We start from the raw sequence: 17,150 nt of genomic DNA, 5'->3' as shown, positions 1-17,150 counted from the left end.
GATTATGATGGGCCATGGTTGAATAAATAATAACTGAACGAATTGATGTTGAAGTTTCAGAAACAAAAATAACTATGGTTCTGAATTAATAATGAAAAGATTATAATTTTAAATTATTTATTTGGCTTCATGACCCTTTTAAACTCAAGTCTTTTAGCTCCGAAATTTATAAGTAATCCAATTTTTAAATTTGATGATTCGAGATAATTAATAGCTTGTGCAAGGTGAGCATTTTCTAGTTTTATTACCGCTTTTAATTCCACCATGATCCTGTCTTCAACCAAAAAATCAAAACGACGCATTCCAACAAAAATGCCCTTATAATATAACCTTAATTGAATTTCCCGTTTACATGTAAATCCTCGTTGGTTTAATTCTATTTCAAGACAACGCTGGTAAATTTTTTCCTGGAAGCCATTTCCCATATTACGATGCACCTCCATCGCACAAGAAATTATTTTTCCCGTAAGTTCAGATTCAAGATATTCAGGTTTATTCATGATGTCATTCAACCTGAAAAATAATGAAGCTGTGCTATATCACACCGTCATCAAACCCTCATTCAATAAATTATTGCCATAACTCAATCAATGTAATGAATACCTAAGTATTTTTAATATCGGGATTCATTCTAATTTATTAAACAAAATATCGACCATCCAATTTCTCTCATCATATCAAACAACCCAAAACACCAGCATTACCAAAATCGCGCATAAAATCCCTTCATAGCGCATCATAGTCCATCATAATCCATCATAGTCTAGCTGAATCTCGTAGTAAACAATAAATTGCTGAGTCCAGGTACTTCCCATCAAAGTAATAATTCTCTTTAAAATGTGCTTCTTTTTGAAATCCAAATCTGGTGAGCAGGTTTATGGATTTCTGATTTTTCGGATTGACATTGGCATCAATCCCATGAAGATTCATCACGTGAAAACCATATAGCAGTACTTCCTGCATAGCCCTTGACATCAGTCCTTTGCCCTGCCATTCGGGGTCCAGGGTATAACCTATTTCTGCGCGGTGATTCGTTTCATCAATTTTCCAAAAAGCCATAGTGCCTAACAAGCGTTCGTTAGTAGGCAGACATACGGCCCAATTGATACTGGTATTTGCTGCGGTCCCTTTAAGAACCGTCTCTATCCATAATTCAGCCTCCGCTAAGGAACCTGCCGGTGGTCTGTCTAAATACTTCAACACTTCAGGATGACTGCGTAGATGAAAAACTGCAGGGGCATCATCCATGCGTAAATTTCTAAGCACGATGTCCTGTGTGCGAATTTCAGGAAAAGGATTAAAATTTAAGTTTAACATGCTGCAATTATAAGCGGTCTCTCCATTGTATGATTAATTATTAAATCTTTTTGGTCTTTGAACTAATTCGCCATTGCAGTTCGGACAAATATTTTGCATTTGTTCTGTGCAATTTCCACAAAATGTACATTCATAACTACAAATGAAAGCTTCACTTTGGTGGTCAAGTGTTGTATTACATTTTTCACAAACAGTCCGCATTTCGAGCATCTCTAACTAATTTATTTCTTTTTAAATGCATTTTCAAAAACCTCAATCCATTCTTCGGGGCTAACTTTAGTGACCAATTCTGCAATCAGCTTCAAAGGAACGTCCTCCGGCTTTTTAAACCGTACACAACATTTACCCATATCCAGTTTTTTAGTTGAATGTTTGGGCCATTCACTGGTAAACCATTCCAGCAACAAACCTGCATACAATCCCATGTGGTAAAAAGAGATGTAATTTTTTTGCGATGCCAAACACATAAACGGCAGTGGCTGTTTAGGGTCACAATGGTATCCTGCCGGATAAAGGCTGTGCGGGACTACATATCCGATCATTCCATAACTCATGACTTCCTGAAATCCTTTGGGCATGTTTTTGACAATCGTCTTATGCATTTCTGATAAAATTTCTTTCCGCTCATCGGGGACTTCGGCTAGATATTCTTGAATGGTTTTAGCTTTAGATTGCATATATTAGATCTTTACAAGGTCACGAAGATAAATTGAATTTTTAAAATTTAGATCTTGACAAATTAAAATATATAAAAGTTGTCTAAGGAGATTTGTTGTCAGAGCAACATCCGTGGGTTTCCCGCAGATCTCGCAGATTTAGCGCAGAGATCGATTTCTGCTAAATCTTCGGGAACCAAATCTACAGCTGAATCAAAACTGCAAGCCTTTACATCACAAATTCACCAATTATTCGTTCTTTTAGAATATTTAAAATGATGAAACCAATCCTCCTCTCCATTAGTTTACTCTGCTTGCACTTTTTTGCCATAGCGCAAATAGATTTTCAGAATCCAAGTCCAGCTGCTTTCATGCATCCAAAATGTATGGAAATGGATCATGCCATTCTTAATAATGATTACAGCATCATCCACAGTGTCCTCATTGTCGAAAAAGGAAAACTTGTTTTTGAAAAATATTACAATGGTTGGAAAAAAGATTCCCTGCATCAATTGCAATCAGCAACTAAAAGTGTGGTCGCAACCTTGCTGGGTTGCGCATTAAACAATGGATATATCCATTCTGTTGACGAGCCCATTTCGAAACATTACGATATCGCTTCCTTTGAAGACAGCTTAAAAAATAAAATCACCATAAAAGATCTGATCACACAAAGGCATGGTTTGTCCTGGAAAGAAGGCGACTGGAATGATCCCAACAATAGCTGGAGAAAAATTATTTCAAATCCCGGAAACTGGTATGAATCCGTTTTACAAACACCCATGGATACCTCGCCGGGTTTGATCTTCAATTACAGCAATGCAGCTCCTTTGTTGATCAGCGGAATAATTCAAATGGCCAGCCAAATGTCCATCGACAGTTTTGCCAAAAAATATCTCTTCGAACCCTTAGACATTCAAAATTATTGGTTTTGGCCGGGCAATGGCGGCCCACAAAACAATGGGATGGCCCTTATTTCATTAAACTCAAGAGATATGGCGAAGATCGGACAACTTTATCTTCAAAGCGGCCGTTGGAATGGCGTTCAACTATTGTCAAATGATTTTGTAAAACATGCGGTTCATCCACACGTAAAAAATGTTGAGCCTAATGGCTTTTACAAATCTTATGATTACGGTTATTTCTGGTGGAGTCATCCTGTCCTAAGAACTGATGAAAATAATAGAACGCAAAAAATATTTCTAGCACGTGGTGCCGGTGGACAAAACATCATTGTTTGGCCAGAACGCGATATTGTCGTGGTGATTACGGCCTGGAATTTACAAAGAAGTAATTTGTCTCAGACTCTGTTTGACAATTACATTTCAAAAATGTGACCTTATAAAAACTTACAACTGTTCGTTCACATGTCCGGATATGATCCAGTCGCCCTTAATGACCCAACTGATTCCAAAAGCAGTGAGCGCCAACCATTCGCAGATTAATGTGAGCGGAAATTGAATGTTTACCTGCAAGTATTTTTCAATACCCCAGCCGATAACAATGGCCAGCATAGATCCGATAATGACATATCCGCTGCGTTTAAACCAGGGCCGCTGACGCAGTCGGGCAGCTGTAATCTCTCCGCGTTCATCCTTTTTATTAAATGTGATTAAAGTAAACCAGGCAAAACAAGCAAACAATAAAATTGCGCACAGGAGATGAAGTGAATAAACTTCATTGCCTAAACCCGCAAAACAGGCTGAATCACCATCCGGAAGTTTTGTTGGGAAAAACGCAACGCCAAAACAAAATGCACTTGCCATATTGGCCAGAGTTTTATCCTCGCCTTTCGGACCACAATAGGTATACAACAAAATAGCCATGACACAAAGTATACCTACGAATACGTTTTGCATTCCTGTATGATAATATGCACTGATGGAATCAAGCCATTTTTTATCAGCACATAAAAATGCATTTCCAACAATTAGGATCAATGGAAAAACAATGCCAAGTATTCCAATGCTCCGCCGCACCCAAAGAAAATGGATCAGTTCGAAGGGATCATGTTGTACAGTAGATTTCATAAAAATGTGTTTTGATGGATTCATAAATATAATAAAACAATACGAGATAACACATAATGACTTTTATAATTCATACATCCTTCAATGTTAGTTTAAAGCAATAATACTGAAATCAGTATTGGCTTTAATGATCTAATGTATTAGATTTGTTCTTATGAACAGACGATTTCGCTTGGCTTGTTCATTAGGACTATTGCTTTGTTGTTACAACTTAGCGGCACAACGCCATGCTCCTTGCGGCGGAAATCCGGTGCCCCTTTCCATTACCTGCGCAGATGCTTGTCTGGTTTGTGATTTGAATGGCGTTTCTGCAAGAACGACCAACACCACTCAGGGTCAATCGCCTCCCGGATATTGTACCATGGTCGTGCATAGCATGCAATGGCTTGCATTTGTGGCCGGCTCTGCCAATTTAACCATCAACGTGCGAGTTTCTGCATGCAATCAAAACAATGGTGTCGAAATGGGAATTTATGCTTCCGATGATTGTCAGACATTCCGCCTGGTCAGCAATTGCAACACCAATATGTTTAACAATCAAACCTGGCCGTTTACGACGACTGAACCCCTTAAACCAGGCTGTATCTATTATCTCGTCTTTGATGGCAATGGACCCAATTCCTGCCAGGTCGATTTTACGGTAGTGAGCGGAAGCACAATGGCACCAACTCCAAACACCAATCAAAAAATCACAGGGAAGCAGCGCGTTTGTGTAGGCGAATCTGCCGATTATTTTATTCCAGATATTTTCGGAGCCTGCGATTACGAATGGCGCGTCGAAAATGGAAACATTCTCACAACTTTAAACAACAGAGTTACTGTACTTTGGGACAATCCGGGCATTGGGCGCATTTGCGTCAAAGGAACTAACGCTTGTAAGGAAGGCAACGAGGTATGCCTTGATGTTGAAATTGGAGAAGAATCTCCGCTTACAGAACTCGGGCCTTTTTTTGTATGTTTTGGCGAATCCTATCGCTACAAAAATATTTTACTCACTGCGGGGTACCTGGCAGTTTAACGATAAAAATAAATTTGGCTGCGATAGTAACACCATCATTTATGTTGAAAATTTAGATCTGCTCCAAACAGATATCGACACGTTTCTGTGTTACCCGGATACGCTACTCTTTGGCAATAAAAAAATTGATTCCAGCGGGCGGTATAGATCCAACTTGAAATCAAAAATCTCCCCATTCTGTGATTCAACGGTCTTCCTGAATGTGTTTTATACAAAATTAATATCGAAGATTCATAAAAGTGGCGACTTGAGTTGTCAGGATACGCTGGTTACATTGTATTCGGATTCATCCTATTATGAAAATGGAAATAAAGTAAAATTTATCTGGACAGATGACAACGGCGATACGCTTTCTACCCATGACAGCTGTATAGTAAATGTTTCCGGAAGCTTTTACCTCAGTTTAATTTATAAGCAAGACTCCATACATACCTGCTCCCATACCAGCAGCATTTTGGTCCAGGGCTCCATTAAATCACCAGATCTGCTTCTTACCGATTCTATCCAATTTTGTGCGGGGTCTGATATAAATCTTTACAGTTTGCCGATAACAGATTTAAACAATACGCTTGCATTGCGAACTTTTCATACAAATCTACCTTGTGATAGCAGTAACATGATTTCCGATACCACTTTAAAATTTTTTAACGACACTCTTATCTATCTAAAAGCCCGGATTGCCCATTGTCAAGATGTAATCGCTATCCCAATTACAATAAAGCCACTTGAACATATATATGTAAATGATCTGGATTTTTGTAAGGGTACTTCCGTAGATTTAAATCAACTTCAATATTCGAAAGACGGAAATTTTAATGGGGGACCAATCTTTTACCATTGTGCGATGAAAGATAGTTCTTGCTCAGTTAACTCTCCTTTTGTGTTAAATGCGGATAGTTCGATTTATGTATTGCCCGATTCGGCCACATGCCCTGAATTTACAAGTTTTACGCTTAAAGCACTGCGGATACCGGATGCCGGATTCCAATTGAGTTCATTGAACTATTGTTTGAATGACAGTTTGCAATTAATTTTAAATAACAAATTCATCACTGAAAACATTTATTTCCGTTTTCAACAGAATGAACAGCCGTGGGTAAATCCTGATTCCACGGTGTCCTTTACCTTAGTAGATACCGGCCGCTTTACCATTTGCATTCGCAAAGAAGAAAAAAATTGTGTTGATTCGAGTTGTACAACTTTCCGGGTTCACCCATTGCCTCAAATCCCATTACCCGAATGTTTTTCAACCGACAGCACTGTGTTCTTCAGATGGAATCAAATGGGGAGTGAAACCTATACAATAGACACTTTGTTGGGCGGGCCTTTTTTAAGAATTTCCGATACCAGCATTCTATTTCATTCGCTTTCAAGAGGGCAGGAGATTCGGATCCGCGTCACAGCCCATTCGTTATATTGTGGTTCGTTGTTTGCAGAAATAAATTGCCAATCCAAATCCTGTCCGCCGATTTCTATATCCATTTTACCCGTCGACACGATTTGCATTGTACCCGGAATGAATCCTATAAAACTAACAGCTGTTAGTGATAGCCTTCTTTCCGGTGGATTATATATCTGGCGGGGAAAAGGTATTATTGATAGCTTGAGTGGAATTTTTGATCCACTGCTAGCAGGTCCCGGAAACCATCGAATAAACGCGTTGCTCGATTATCAAGCTTGCAAATATTTTACATCTTATGTTATAGTAGTTCGTGAAAATCCATTTTCCAGTTTTGTAATGGATAGTGTTATTTGTCAGGACTCGAGTCTCACATTGTTTTTTAATGGGAGTAGAGCCGATTCCTCCAAATTTGATTGGGATCTTGGCGACGGAATCTTTCAATTGTTCAATGCCGATAAGGAAGTTCATGTGCGGTGGTCCACTCCCGGAAAAAGACAACTGAAATTAAAACTCAGTCAATACAAATGTTTTGATGAAACAATCAAAGAAATTGAAGTCCTGGAACATCTGCCACCACCGGAAATCACTTGTGAAAATACCGATTCATTTATTGTCTTCCGATGGAAAAAAATCCAACGCGTCAAAAAATATAAATTAAATCTCATTCAGGGCAACAACGGATCCTTTATCAATGACACGACCTATCAAATTGCCAAGCGATTTTTGACAGACAGCGCAGCTATACAACTTAGCCTTGAAGATGAAGGCCCTTGCTCGGAGATTAGCAGCGGTATAGAATTTTGTAAATCGCCCGACTGTCCGCCGAGAAACATATTGCGAGATACTGTTTTGCACCAATGTGCCAATCAATTGCAAAATTTTTCTTTAACATCCCTCATTCAGGATTTACTTCCTTCGTACAATTGGAATGGACCCTCAATACAATTGGATTCTGTTGATGCCAAAAATTTGACCCCCGGAATTTATCACTTCATAATCCAGGCACAACAATTTGGATGTAAATACACGGATACTATTTTATTGCGCATTACCAATGCTCCACTTTTCGGAAATATCAATTTAACTCCTATTCCTTGCGATGCCCTGAACCCTTATGGTGCTGTGAATGTCACCAATGTACCTGCACTTACAGGCCCTGTACAATACAGTCTCAATGGAAGTCCTTATCAACAGGATTCCAGTTTTTATAATTTGAGAGAAGGTGCATATCTCCTAACTATAAAAGACGGTTTTGGATGTACAACCGACAGCCTTTTAAACTTGAAAGCACCTGCCATTCCTTTACTTGAATTGGGACCGGATGTGGAAGTTCTCAAAAGAGAAGTTGTTGCTTTAAATGCGATGATTACGGGAAATTATTCCACGATTTACTGGAGTAGTCCTGTGGTTTTGAGTTGTCAAAATTGTGAGGATCCGGAATTGCAGGCTATTAAAAACATAAAAGTCTATTGTACAATTGTCAATGAAGACGGATGTTTGGCAACAGATTCGTTAAGTATTCGCATTTTCGAACAAAAAGTTTTTGCGCCTAATGTATTCTCTCCAAACGGAGATCAGATCAATGATTTTTTTACACTCTTCGGAAACGTCAGCGAGATCAAACTGCTTGAAATTTACGATCGCTGGGGAAATCGCGTTTTCTCTAAAGAACATTTTGAAGGCAATAAACCGGAATTGGGTTGGAATGGGAGATTTCAAAATGAAAACGCTTTACCGGGAGTATATGTGTATCGGGCTGTTGTTGGATTTGAGAAAGGAGCCAATCAAATCCTTCGCGGAGATCTGACACTTATTCGTTAGTCGATCAACCATTGATTTATGGTATACGAACGTATGTTAGTTTAGGCTTGGATCAATCCGTTTTTACATTTATAATTCCGTTTCAAGACAAAATTTGTGGTTTCCCGCGGATTTCGCAGATTAAGCAGAAATCGATCTCTGCGTAAAATCTGCGAAATTTGCGGGCCATAATTCGTGCAGATGAATCCATCCCATAAAATCATTTTAAATCAGTTTAACATAAAATCAGGTCCCATTTGATCATTAATGCTAAAAGTCCTGATCATCAGGCCCTTTAAAACTTGATTTTTTTTCTAAAATTATTGGAAATTCCTATCTTTGCGGATAAAATTATGAAAATGAAAAACATATTAAGCATTCTTTCTCTATTTGCATTAATTCTGGTTTTACCATCTTGTAAAGAACAAAGTAAAACAGAAGCTCCTGCTGAAACTACTGAGGCTACAGCAGCTCCACCGGCTGCTGCTCCAGCTGCAGATCCGGCTTTAACTGTACCACCGCCAACAACTGCTCCTCCAACAGCAGAGCCTGCACAAAATGCAAAAGGCGTTTGGCATTATACTTGTCCTAAGGGATGTCCGGGCGGAGCAGGTGCTCAAGGTAAGTGCGCTAAATGCGGATCAGACCTTGCTCACAACGCTGGTTACCACCAACAATAAGATTTCGTTCAGGATATAAATCCTGTCCACACAACTTTTACACCTACTAAGCTGGAATGGCTTGGTAGGTGTTTTTTTTTATCTTGTGTTTCATTTTTCACCAAAAAATTCAATGTTTTATGGCAAGTGTCAGCACTTATCTCAATTTCCCCAGGCATACAGAAGAAGCCTTTTTGTTTTATCAATCTGTTTTTGGAGGAGAATTTGAAGGCGGGATCTCCAGGTTTAAGGACCTGCCTCCATCTGATGAAATGCCACCGATAGACGAAGCCGATCTGGAGTTGGTTATGCATATCACTTTACCCATCACAGGCGGACACCGCTTGATGGGAACCGACGCCCCTGAATCCATGGGCTTCAAACTGCGTTTTGGAAATAATGTATACATCAATCTGGAACCCGATACCCGCGAAGAAACGGAGAGATTATTTGATGCTTTATCTGAAGACGGCATGGTTGAAATGGAATTGCAGGATATGTTTTGGGGCGCTTATTATGGAAGCTGTACCGATAAATTTGGCGTGCAGTGGATGTTTAATTGTGAAGAAAAAGCCTCTTAATGCAAATGAAATCATTTGCCGTAGATGTAGGTATTCAGATTCAGAAACCTGCTTACGAAATTTATGAAGCGATCGTCGATCCCGAAAAAATGTGCAACTATTTTATTTCACAAAGTAGCGGCAGGATGGAATCCGGCAAGTCGCTGATCTGGAAATTTCCTGAATTTGATATGGACATTCCGGTACGCATCGGAAAACTTATCCCCAATGAATATATTTCCTACACATGGGATCAGGCCGGTATTGATTTAAATGTAGAAATGCGACTTGAAAGTTTAAAAGATGGTTCTACGCTTGTGCAAATCTCTGAACAAGCTGCTGATTCTGAAAAACTGGGAATCGATTGGTTAAAAGGAAATACAGAGGGCTGGTCTAATTTTTTAGCTTGTTTGAAAGCATATTTGGAATACGGAATTAATCTTCGAAAGGGCGCATTTATTTATCGAGGAAATATTTCAACTGAATAAAATGAAACAAAAAATTTATCCTTGCATTTGGTCCAATGGAAACGCAAAAGAAGCTGCTGCATTTTATATAGATACTTTCGGAAATGGAACTGTTGAAACGGATTCTCCGATGGTTTTGATGCTTTATTTACATGGAGAAAAGTTTATGTTTCTCAATGCCGGACCACAGTATCCGCCCAATCCCAGCATTTCGTTTTTTGTAGTCTGCGAAACAGCCGCAGAAGTCGAAAAATATTTTCACTCCTTATCCGATTCCGGAAACATCCTGATGCCTTTGGATACATATGAATGGAGTCAAAAATATGCATGGGTACAGGATAGATTTGGTGTAAGCTGGCAATTGTATATGGGCAAAATGGAAGAAGTAGGTCAAAAGTTTACGCCGCTGCTCATGTTTACCAATGAACAAGCCGGAAAAGCGCAGCAAGCCATCCATAAATACACCTCGGTTTTTGAAAAGAGCTCCATCGTTGGTATTTTAAATTTTAGTGCAAATGAAGAAGCCCCAGAAAGCTATGTAAAACATTCGCAATTCACATTATCGGGTCAGGTCTTTATGGCTATGGACAGCCCCATTCCGCATGCCTTTCATTTCACAGAAGGTTTATCGCTCGTTGTTGAATGCGCAGACCAATCCGAAATAGATCGCTATTGGAGCGCGCTCACAGAAAACGGAAGTGAAAGTATGTGCGGCTGGCTGAAAGATGAATTTGGAGTTTCCTGGCAAATCGTTCCGGAAATTCTTGGAGAACTCATGCAGGACCCTGAAAGAGCGCCACGCGTGATTGCCGCTTTTATGCAAATGCGAAAATTTGAGATTGAGGCTTTGCTCAGAGCTTGATGGCTTTCTCAATACTTGAAAATGTTGTAAAGGAGAATTGCAAATAAAATCCAATAAACTACTTCAACAATCAACTAAAACATGATGCTTATTTATTAAATGCAAATTGAGTACATTTGTATTAGATGTTTTTTTATAAATACTGGATCTGTATTTCTTTAGTCTTTGTTTGTATTCATCTAAAGGCTCAATGTTCAATAGATACTTCACAGATCAAAATACAGACTGAATATTTTGACAACCCCGCATTCGGCAATTTCCTATCGCTTCGTAAAGACCGTTTGGGGCGAGATTTGTTATATGCAACAAGCAAAGATGGCGGATTAAAAATATTTTCGACGACTTCTACCGTTCCCCAATTGATACAACAAATGAATGCTGCCACTTTCGGCAGCCGGGATGTTATTTTTATTCAACAGGAAGGAGCTTATGTCTATTTGAGTTTAGGTGATATTTGGAATACCAATGAAACGGTAGGTTTTGCTATTCTGGATGTAAGCAATCCCGCTCAAATTAAAATTGCCGATACGCTGTTTTTGGATGCGATGCCGGGTGGTGGGGCCGCCATTTATATAGATGGGGACCTGGCATATCTCGCCGGTATGAGCAATGGATTGATAATTCTGGATATCAAAGACAAAAGAAATATCCAATTTGTGAGCCAGCTCAAATTCGGAAATGATTTTCCACATAAGGATTCGAGCAATGCTACAGCCTACAATGCGAGGGGCATCTGGGTGAAAGATCAATATGCTTATGTGTGTTATGACAGAGGTGGTCTGAGAGTAGTTGATGTTTCCAAACCTGATTCACCAAAAGAAGTTTCTAAATATTGTTTTTCAAATCTGATCAATTACGCAACTGCTTACAACCATATTATTATAGATCATCATCTGGCTTATGTATCTATCGATTATTACGGCATGGAAATTTTAGATATTTCGAATCCTTTAAATATCCGGCACAAAGCCTGGTGGCATCCCGAAGATTGGGCTCCGGCAACCAATGATTTCAATACCTGGGCCGCTTCCAAAGGTCATGCAAATGAAATAGCCTATGATCCTATATGTAATTTAATCTATTTATCTGCCGGAAAATCTGATGCCGTGATCGTGGATGTAAAGAATCCTTCCAATCCACAAACCTGCGGTATTGTTGGAAGCGCTGCAGATGACTACGGTACCTGGGGATTAGACTATTTTGATGAAAAGATTTATCTTAGTTATATCTGGTCTCCATTTTTTCCACCTCATTCCAACTATACCGGATTCAGGGTATATGAAATACCTGCTTGTACGATTACAAACTCTCAAAATGATAAACAATTGAGTGATGATCTGGCCAAAATTAGCTTTGGTCCAGACGGTATCATAAATATCCAGGTTCAAAATTATACACCTTCATTAAAAGTAAAAATATTTTCAACCCTTGGTCATCTCGTTTATTCGAAAAGTTTCTCCACAATGTATCAATTAAATTTTAATCCGCATTTGTCAAATGCAGTTTATTACATAAGCTTGGAAACCAACCATCGCATTTCGACCCAGCCTATTTTAATTTCAAATTGAATGAAATGTACATTTATTTTAAAATTTGCATGATCACAGAAGTTAAAATTTTATGATCTACCAACAATTAGCTCTGATATCATCCATCCTTGGAGGATTTGCATTTACCTTCTTTGCTGCAGTGGTCTTTCAACCCAGACCACATAAAATTTATATGCCCGTGCTGATGCTTTCCATTGCTTCCACCATTTGCATGTTTGTATGCACATTGGGCTGGTCTTTTATCGCCATCAACGAACATCGCGAAACAGAAAACATCGGTGAATTACTCAGACAGCATCACAAAACACTTTCCATGTTGTTTCTTTTGGGAATTGTCGCTTTGATCACCTGCATTGGACTCAGTGGCTGGTTGCATTCGAAAAAAGCAGGAATCGTTTCCTTGTTATTAGCACTTACCGGATTTGCATATATTGTGTATCTGATGTCACATTTTATACGTTGATCTATATATTTATCAACTTTGTAAATTCAGATTTATGCCGGACATTTTACATGCATTTTACATTCAAGCTCCCCTTGAAACCGTATTTCAAGCTGTTTCACAAGCCCCAGGATTAGACAAATGGTGGACCCAATCCTGTCGCGGAACTCCGGGTCCGGAAGAAGAATATGAATTTTTCTTTACACCTGAATATATTTGGAAGGGAAGCATCCGCATTTATAATCCCCCACACCACATTGAATTTTTAATGACAGATGCACAAGAAGACTGGATGCATACAATCGTTAGTTTACAATTGCGCTCTGTTAATAACGGCACGGAAATTGAATTTGCCCACCGCGATTGGAAAGAAGCCAATAAACATTTCAGGGTTTCTTCCTATTGTTGGGCAACTTATCTAAGGGTATTGAAACTTTATTTAGAAAAGGGTGCAGAGACACCTTATGAGCTGTGGGATTTGGTGTGAAGGGGATTTAATCAATCCAATTGGTGTATTCCATTGCGTTCCTGTTTTCACAATTTGAATTCCCGAAGCATTTTTAAACCTACTTATAATTAGATTGCTTTCTATGGCAAATATTTATATTGAAATTCAAGTTTTATCTTTAAACTTTGAATAAGCGTAGTTTTCCCCGTTTGACGAGGCCCGGTCACAGCTACAGCCTTGAACTTAGAGGCCCGATCCATAAGCTTTTACCCAGCAATTCTTGTTATCATTTGATAAAAAAATGGAATTTTATGGAATCAGATTCCATAAAAAGACAGAAATAATCCATTTTTAAAAGATGAACATCGCGATAGACTATTCCCATATTCAGCTAATAAAGCAATTTCCGTTTCCGAAATTTTTATCTCCTATTCGTTAACTTTCAAATTGCCCGTTATGCTGAAATGCCTTTTGAAGAATCCATTTACTTAAGGATAAATAATATTATCCCATGTACATGAAAAATGTTGAAACTTCGATCTATCATTCGTTCGGAAAACGGAGTTTTCCAATCATTCAAGCAGATCCCGCTTTTAAACACACCATTGGTTTTAAGTAATCATAGAAAGCGGGATAAAGACTACGCTCAGCGTCTGGAATGAATTTAAACTTACCATAAAAAATATTTTTCCTCTTCTGCCTTTTTCCTTTAAGCTTTTGCCTAAACTCCGCTACTCACTTCATCCTAACTAACATTCGTTCGTATCACTCCGATATTCAATTCATTCAATTGTTTGTCATCGACTTCTGAAGGCGCATCAATCATCGTATCGCGACCCATGTTGTTTTTAGGGAACGCAATGTAATCGCGAATGGAAGAACTTCCGTCCATGACCGAACAAAGCCTGTCCAATCCAAAAGCGATACCGCCATGCGGGGGTGCGCCATAAGCAAAAGCGCCCAGTAAAAAGCCAAACTGGCGCTCTGCTTCCTCTTTGGTGAAGCCCAGGATCTCAAAATTTCGTTCCTGTAATTCCCGGTTGTGAATTCTGATAGAACCCCCACCCAATTCAGAACCATTGATGACCATGTCATAAGCTGCTGCATGAATACTGGCCAGCACTTCTTTTTCTTTGCTTTGCATTTTGTCAAGGTCTTCCGGTAGTGGACTGGTAAACGGATGATGCATGGCGAAAAACCGCTGTGCGTCATCATCCCATTCCAACAAAGGAAAATCCAATACCCACAAGGGTTTGAACACGCCCGCCGGAATGCGATCCAAACGACGCGCAACTTCCAAACGCAATTCGCCCAATTGCTTTAAGGTGGAGTCCCGTTCGCCTAAAAGGATGAAAAGGGTATCTCCTGTTTGTGCACCTATTGCATTTCCTATAACTAACAGTTGTTCGTCTGTATAAAATTTTCCAATGGTGGACTTGATTCCTTCGCTTCCGAATTTTACATAAATTAAACCTTTGGCTCCGATCTGTGGCCGTTTGACCCAGTCTGTCAAGGCATTTAATTCTTTGTTGGTAAAAAAAGTATCACTTTCTGTCGCGACAAATCCCTTAATGCATTGGGCATCATCGATCAAAGAAAATCCATTTCCTTTCATGGAAATCAGGTCATGAAATTTCATGTCGAAGCGCAGATCCGGTTTGTCGGAACCATAATATTCCAGGGCATCTTCGTATAACATCCTGGGAAATTCGCCAAGCTCTACATTCAAACAGATCTTGAATGTATGTTTGACCAAAGCCTCAAACATTTGCAAAATATCTTCGCGCTCTACAAATGCCATTTCACAATCAACTTGTGTAAATTCAGGTTGGCGGTCTGCTCTCAAATCTTCATCTCTGAAACAACGCACGATTTGAAAATATTTGTCCATTCCACCCACCATCAAAATTTGTTTGAAAGTTTGTGGTGATTGAGGAAGTGCATAAAATTGACCTGGATTCATCCTGCTGGGGACGATAAAATCTCTTGCACCTTCAGGTGTCGATTTGATGAGGTATGGTGTTTCTATTTCGAGAAAACCTTGCTCGCTTAAAAATTTGCGGATTTCTAAAGCGAGGCGATGTCTGAACATGATTTTTTCTTTGATGGGTGTTCTTCTGATATCCAGATATCTGTATTTCAGTCGCAGTTCGTCACCGCCATCACTTTCGTCTTCAATGGTAAATGGAGGAACTTCCGAACTGTTGAGGATGATCAATTCTTCTACTTTGATTTCAATATCTCCGGTAGCGCGATTGGGATTCTTACTGGAGCGTTCACATACGGTGCCCGAGGCCTGTATGACGTATTCCCGGCCGCATTGTCTGGCCTTATTGCATAATTCCGCCTGATCTTCCATATTAAACGCCAGCTGGGTGATGCCATACCGGTCTCGTAAGTCGATAAAACTCATACCTCCCAGGTTTCTCAATATCTGGACCCAGCCTGCCAGCGTGACCTTTTGTCCGACGTTTTGCATTCTCAATTCGCCACAAGTATGTGTTCTGTACATTGTAAAAAATATTCAACAAAGGTAATCCTTTGAATCAATGAAACTAAAATTGAATTTAATTTAGACTCTATTTGCTTAAACAAGGAACTATTTATTGCTTTCTATTCCTAAAAATAATAATATGTTAAAATAACCAACAAACATCTATTTATAAATTAGTATATTTAATATTTTTATTACAGAATATTTATAAAAGGCCATAATACAAAAATTATACACAAGATTAAAACTACCATCATTAAGCCAATAAAATAAATAGTACGAACTCCTCGTCGAGTGAATTCATCCATTTTAGCAACCTGAAATAAGCTATAATCCGAAAATTTTAATAACCTTTCAATAGATTTTACACCTTTAAATATGCCATAAACTATTAAGGGGGTAATCAACATTACAAATATTGATACCATAAATAGTATTTTAAATATTAATTTAAAGTAAATATTTTCGGTATCCGGGTTTTCAGAAAATATATAAACAATTATAGCAGATAACGCTGTTAAATATAAAGTCAATATTTTGAACAATCCATCACCAGCTTCCTTAACTGCACTAAATTTATAATTATATAATAATTCAATTTTATCATTTTTATAAATGTTATTATCAGCTTCTATAATACCCGAATTGCATTCAATAAAATTTAAACATGTTTTCACAAACAGTTCATTGTTTTCTAGGTTTAATACATGGCCACTATTATTAAACAATTTTAGCTTTACATATTTATGGTTCTCCATAAAATACCTAATTGATGGCAAAAAGAAATAATCCGATTTTCCCATAGTTATTAAACACTTAGTATTTAAAGGTGTATACAACAAATTATTTAAATTATTCTTTAAGTTCAATATCAACTTAACCCAACTCTTATAATCTTCTTTCGTTAAATTCATTGATTCTTTTATAAATTCTTTCCGAAACTCGACTTGACTTTTTTTAGGTAATACTAAAAACACAGAAAGTTTATAAACTCGCCTTGGTCCAAAAATTTTTGAAAGTGTAGAAGCAATTAATATTAAAAAAGATAGTCTCTTATTTATAAAAACTATGGCACCAGATAAAATAAGACTTGTTACTTTTTCAGGATTAATTTTTGCAAAAGAAAGAGCTATTGTAGCTCCAAGTGAAATACCAATTAAATTAACTTTATTTACTTTATTAAATAATAATATTTCATTTATATAATCAGAAATGTTTTCAAATGTCAAGTCAACATTAGAATCTACCAAAGATTTTCCATGACCTGGTAAATCCACAATTAATAAATTATATTTCTCATTAAAAAAAGATATTTGATTTTTCCATGAATTGGTTGATCCTCCAAATCCATGTATCAATAAAATCCAATCAAGGCTTTTGTCTTTAATATATGTTATATGGTTTAACACTTAATATTTGTTTAAAATTTATTTGCAAAATTAGTC

The 17,150-nt window shown here is 38.1% G+C and carries 17 protein-coding genes; 10 read left to right on the top strand and 7 right to left on the bottom strand.

The window, feature by feature from the left end; translation table 11 throughout:
* Positions 1 to 113 precede the first annotated feature (113 nt).
* From IPM92_14165 to IPM92_14150, 4 genes are all read right to left on the bottom strand, one after another.
* Positions 114 to 500, bottom strand: coding sequence for a GxxExxY protein (locus tag IPM92_14165; protein ID MBK9109477.1), 387 nt, complete (start codon positions 498 to 500; stop codon positions 114 to 116).
* A gap of 256 nt (positions 501 to 756) precedes the next feature.
* Positions 757 to 1,317 carry a GNAT family N-acetyltransferase gene (locus IPM92_14160; protein MBK9109476.1) on the bottom strand — a complete coding sequence of 187 codons (561 nt, stop codon included), beginning with the start codon at positions 1,315 to 1,317 and terminating at the stop codon, positions 757 to 759.
* 33 nt (positions 1,318 to 1,350) lie between these two features.
* Positions 1,351 to 1,527: a DUF1272 domain-containing protein gene (locus tag IPM92_14155; GenBank protein ID MBK9109475.1), complete on the bottom strand. Its 177-nt coding sequence runs from the start codon at positions 1,525 to 1,527 to the stop codon at positions 1,351 to 1,353.
* 11 nt (positions 1,528 to 1,538) lie between these two features.
* Positions 1,539 to 1,994, bottom strand: coding sequence for a DUF1801 domain-containing protein (locus IPM92_14150; GenBank protein ID MBK9109474.1), 456 nt, complete (start codon positions 1,992 to 1,994; stop codon positions 1,539 to 1,541).
* A 254-nt stretch (positions 1,995 to 2,248) separates the two neighbouring features.
* On the opposite strand from IPM92_14150, the gene IPM92_14145 reads away from it, so the two are divergent.
* Complete coding sequence (locus IPM92_14145; protein ID MBK9109473.1) at positions 2,249 to 3,310, top strand: serine hydrolase; 1,062 nt, start codon at positions 2,249 to 2,251, stop codon at positions 3,308 to 3,310.
* Between the two features lie 12 nt (positions 3,311 to 3,322).
* On the opposite strand, the gene IPM92_14140 is transcribed toward IPM92_14145, so the two are convergent.
* Complete coding sequence (locus tag IPM92_14140; GenBank protein MBK9109472.1) at positions 3,323 to 4,003, bottom strand: hypothetical protein; 681 nt, start codon at positions 4,001 to 4,003, stop codon at positions 3,323 to 3,325.
* A gap of 154 nt (positions 4,004 to 4,157) precedes the next feature.
* On the opposite strand from IPM92_14140, the gene IPM92_14135 reads away from it, so the two are divergent.
* The 9 genes from IPM92_14135 (at position 4,158) to IPM92_14095 (ending at position 13,250) form a co-directional block, all read left to right on the top strand.
* Positions 4,158 to 5,021, top strand: coding sequence for a hypothetical protein (locus tag IPM92_14135; GenBank protein ID MBK9109471.1), 864 nt, complete (start codon positions 4,158 to 4,160; stop codon positions 5,019 to 5,021).
* The gene (locus IPM92_14130) at positions 4,963 to 8,244 is read left to right on the top strand and encodes a gliding motility-associated C-terminal domain-containing protein (protein MBK9109470.1); all 3,282 of its coding nucleotides are present in this window, start codon (positions 4,963 to 4,965) and stop codon (positions 8,242 to 8,244) included. Before IPM92_14135 ends, IPM92_14130 begins: the two co-directional genes overlap by 59 nt.
* Positions 8,245 to 8,582: 338 nt before the next feature.
* Positions 8,583 to 8,903 (top strand): hypothetical protein, encoded by a 321-nt coding sequence (locus IPM92_14125; protein ID MBK9109469.1) that lies wholly within the window; start codon positions 8,583 to 8,585, stop codon positions 8,901 to 8,903.
* Between the two features lie 119 nt (positions 8,904 to 9,022).
* Positions 9,023 to 9,463, top strand: a complete 441-nt coding sequence (locus IPM92_14120; protein ID MBK9109468.1) for a VOC family protein — start codon at positions 9,023 to 9,025, stop codon at positions 9,461 to 9,463.
* Positions 9,463 to 9,930, top strand: coding sequence for an SRPBCC domain-containing protein (locus IPM92_14115; GenBank protein ID MBK9109467.1), 468 nt, complete (start codon positions 9,463 to 9,465; stop codon positions 9,928 to 9,930). The genes IPM92_14120 and IPM92_14115 overlap by 1 nt, the downstream gene beginning before the upstream one ends.
* A 1-nt stretch (position 9,931) precedes the next feature.
* The gene (locus tag IPM92_14110; GenBank protein ID MBK9109466.1) at positions 9,932 to 10,771 is read left to right on the top strand and encodes a VOC family protein; all 840 of its coding nucleotides are present in this window, start codon (positions 9,932 to 9,934) and stop codon (positions 10,769 to 10,771) included.
* Between the two features lie 125 nt (positions 10,772 to 10,896).
* Positions 10,897 to 12,339: a hypothetical protein gene (locus tag IPM92_14105; GenBank protein MBK9109465.1), complete on the top strand. Its 1,443-nt coding sequence runs from the start codon at positions 10,897 to 10,899 to the stop codon at positions 12,337 to 12,339.
* A gap of 52 nt (positions 12,340 to 12,391) precedes the next feature.
* On the top strand, positions 12,392 to 12,784 hold the full coding sequence (locus IPM92_14100) for a hypothetical protein (GenBank protein ID MBK9109464.1): 393 nt from the start codon (positions 12,392 to 12,394) through the stop codon (positions 12,782 to 12,784).
* Positions 12,785 to 12,818: 34 nt separating this feature from the next.
* Positions 12,819 to 13,250, top strand: coding sequence for an SRPBCC domain-containing protein (locus IPM92_14095; GenBank protein ID MBK9109463.1), 432 nt, complete (start codon positions 12,819 to 12,821; stop codon positions 13,248 to 13,250).
* Positions 13,251 to 13,956: 706 nt separating this feature from the next.
* Here IPM92_14095 and aspS read toward each other — a convergent pair.
* Both aspS and IPM92_14085 read right to left on the bottom strand, forming a co-directional pair.
* Complete coding sequence (aspS, locus tag IPM92_14090; protein MBK9109462.1) at positions 13,957 to 15,723, bottom strand: aspartate--tRNA ligase; 1,767 nt, start codon at positions 15,721 to 15,723, stop codon at positions 13,957 to 13,959.
* A gap of 176 nt (positions 15,724 to 15,899) precedes the next feature.
* Positions 15,900 to 17,114 carry an alpha/beta fold hydrolase gene (locus IPM92_14085; GenBank protein MBK9109461.1) on the bottom strand — a complete coding sequence of 405 codons (1,215 nt, stop codon included), beginning with the start codon at positions 17,112 to 17,114 and terminating at the stop codon, positions 15,900 to 15,902.
* Positions 17,115 to 17,150 lie beyond the last annotated feature (36 nt).

Source organism: Saprospiraceae bacterium, assembly GCA_016719615.1.
Taxonomy (GTDB): domain Bacteria; phylum Bacteroidota; class Bacteroidia; order Chitinophagales; family Saprospiraceae; genus Vicinibacter.
Note: the sequence above shows the minus strand (reverse complement) of the source record. Positions and strands in the feature narration are given on the sequence as shown.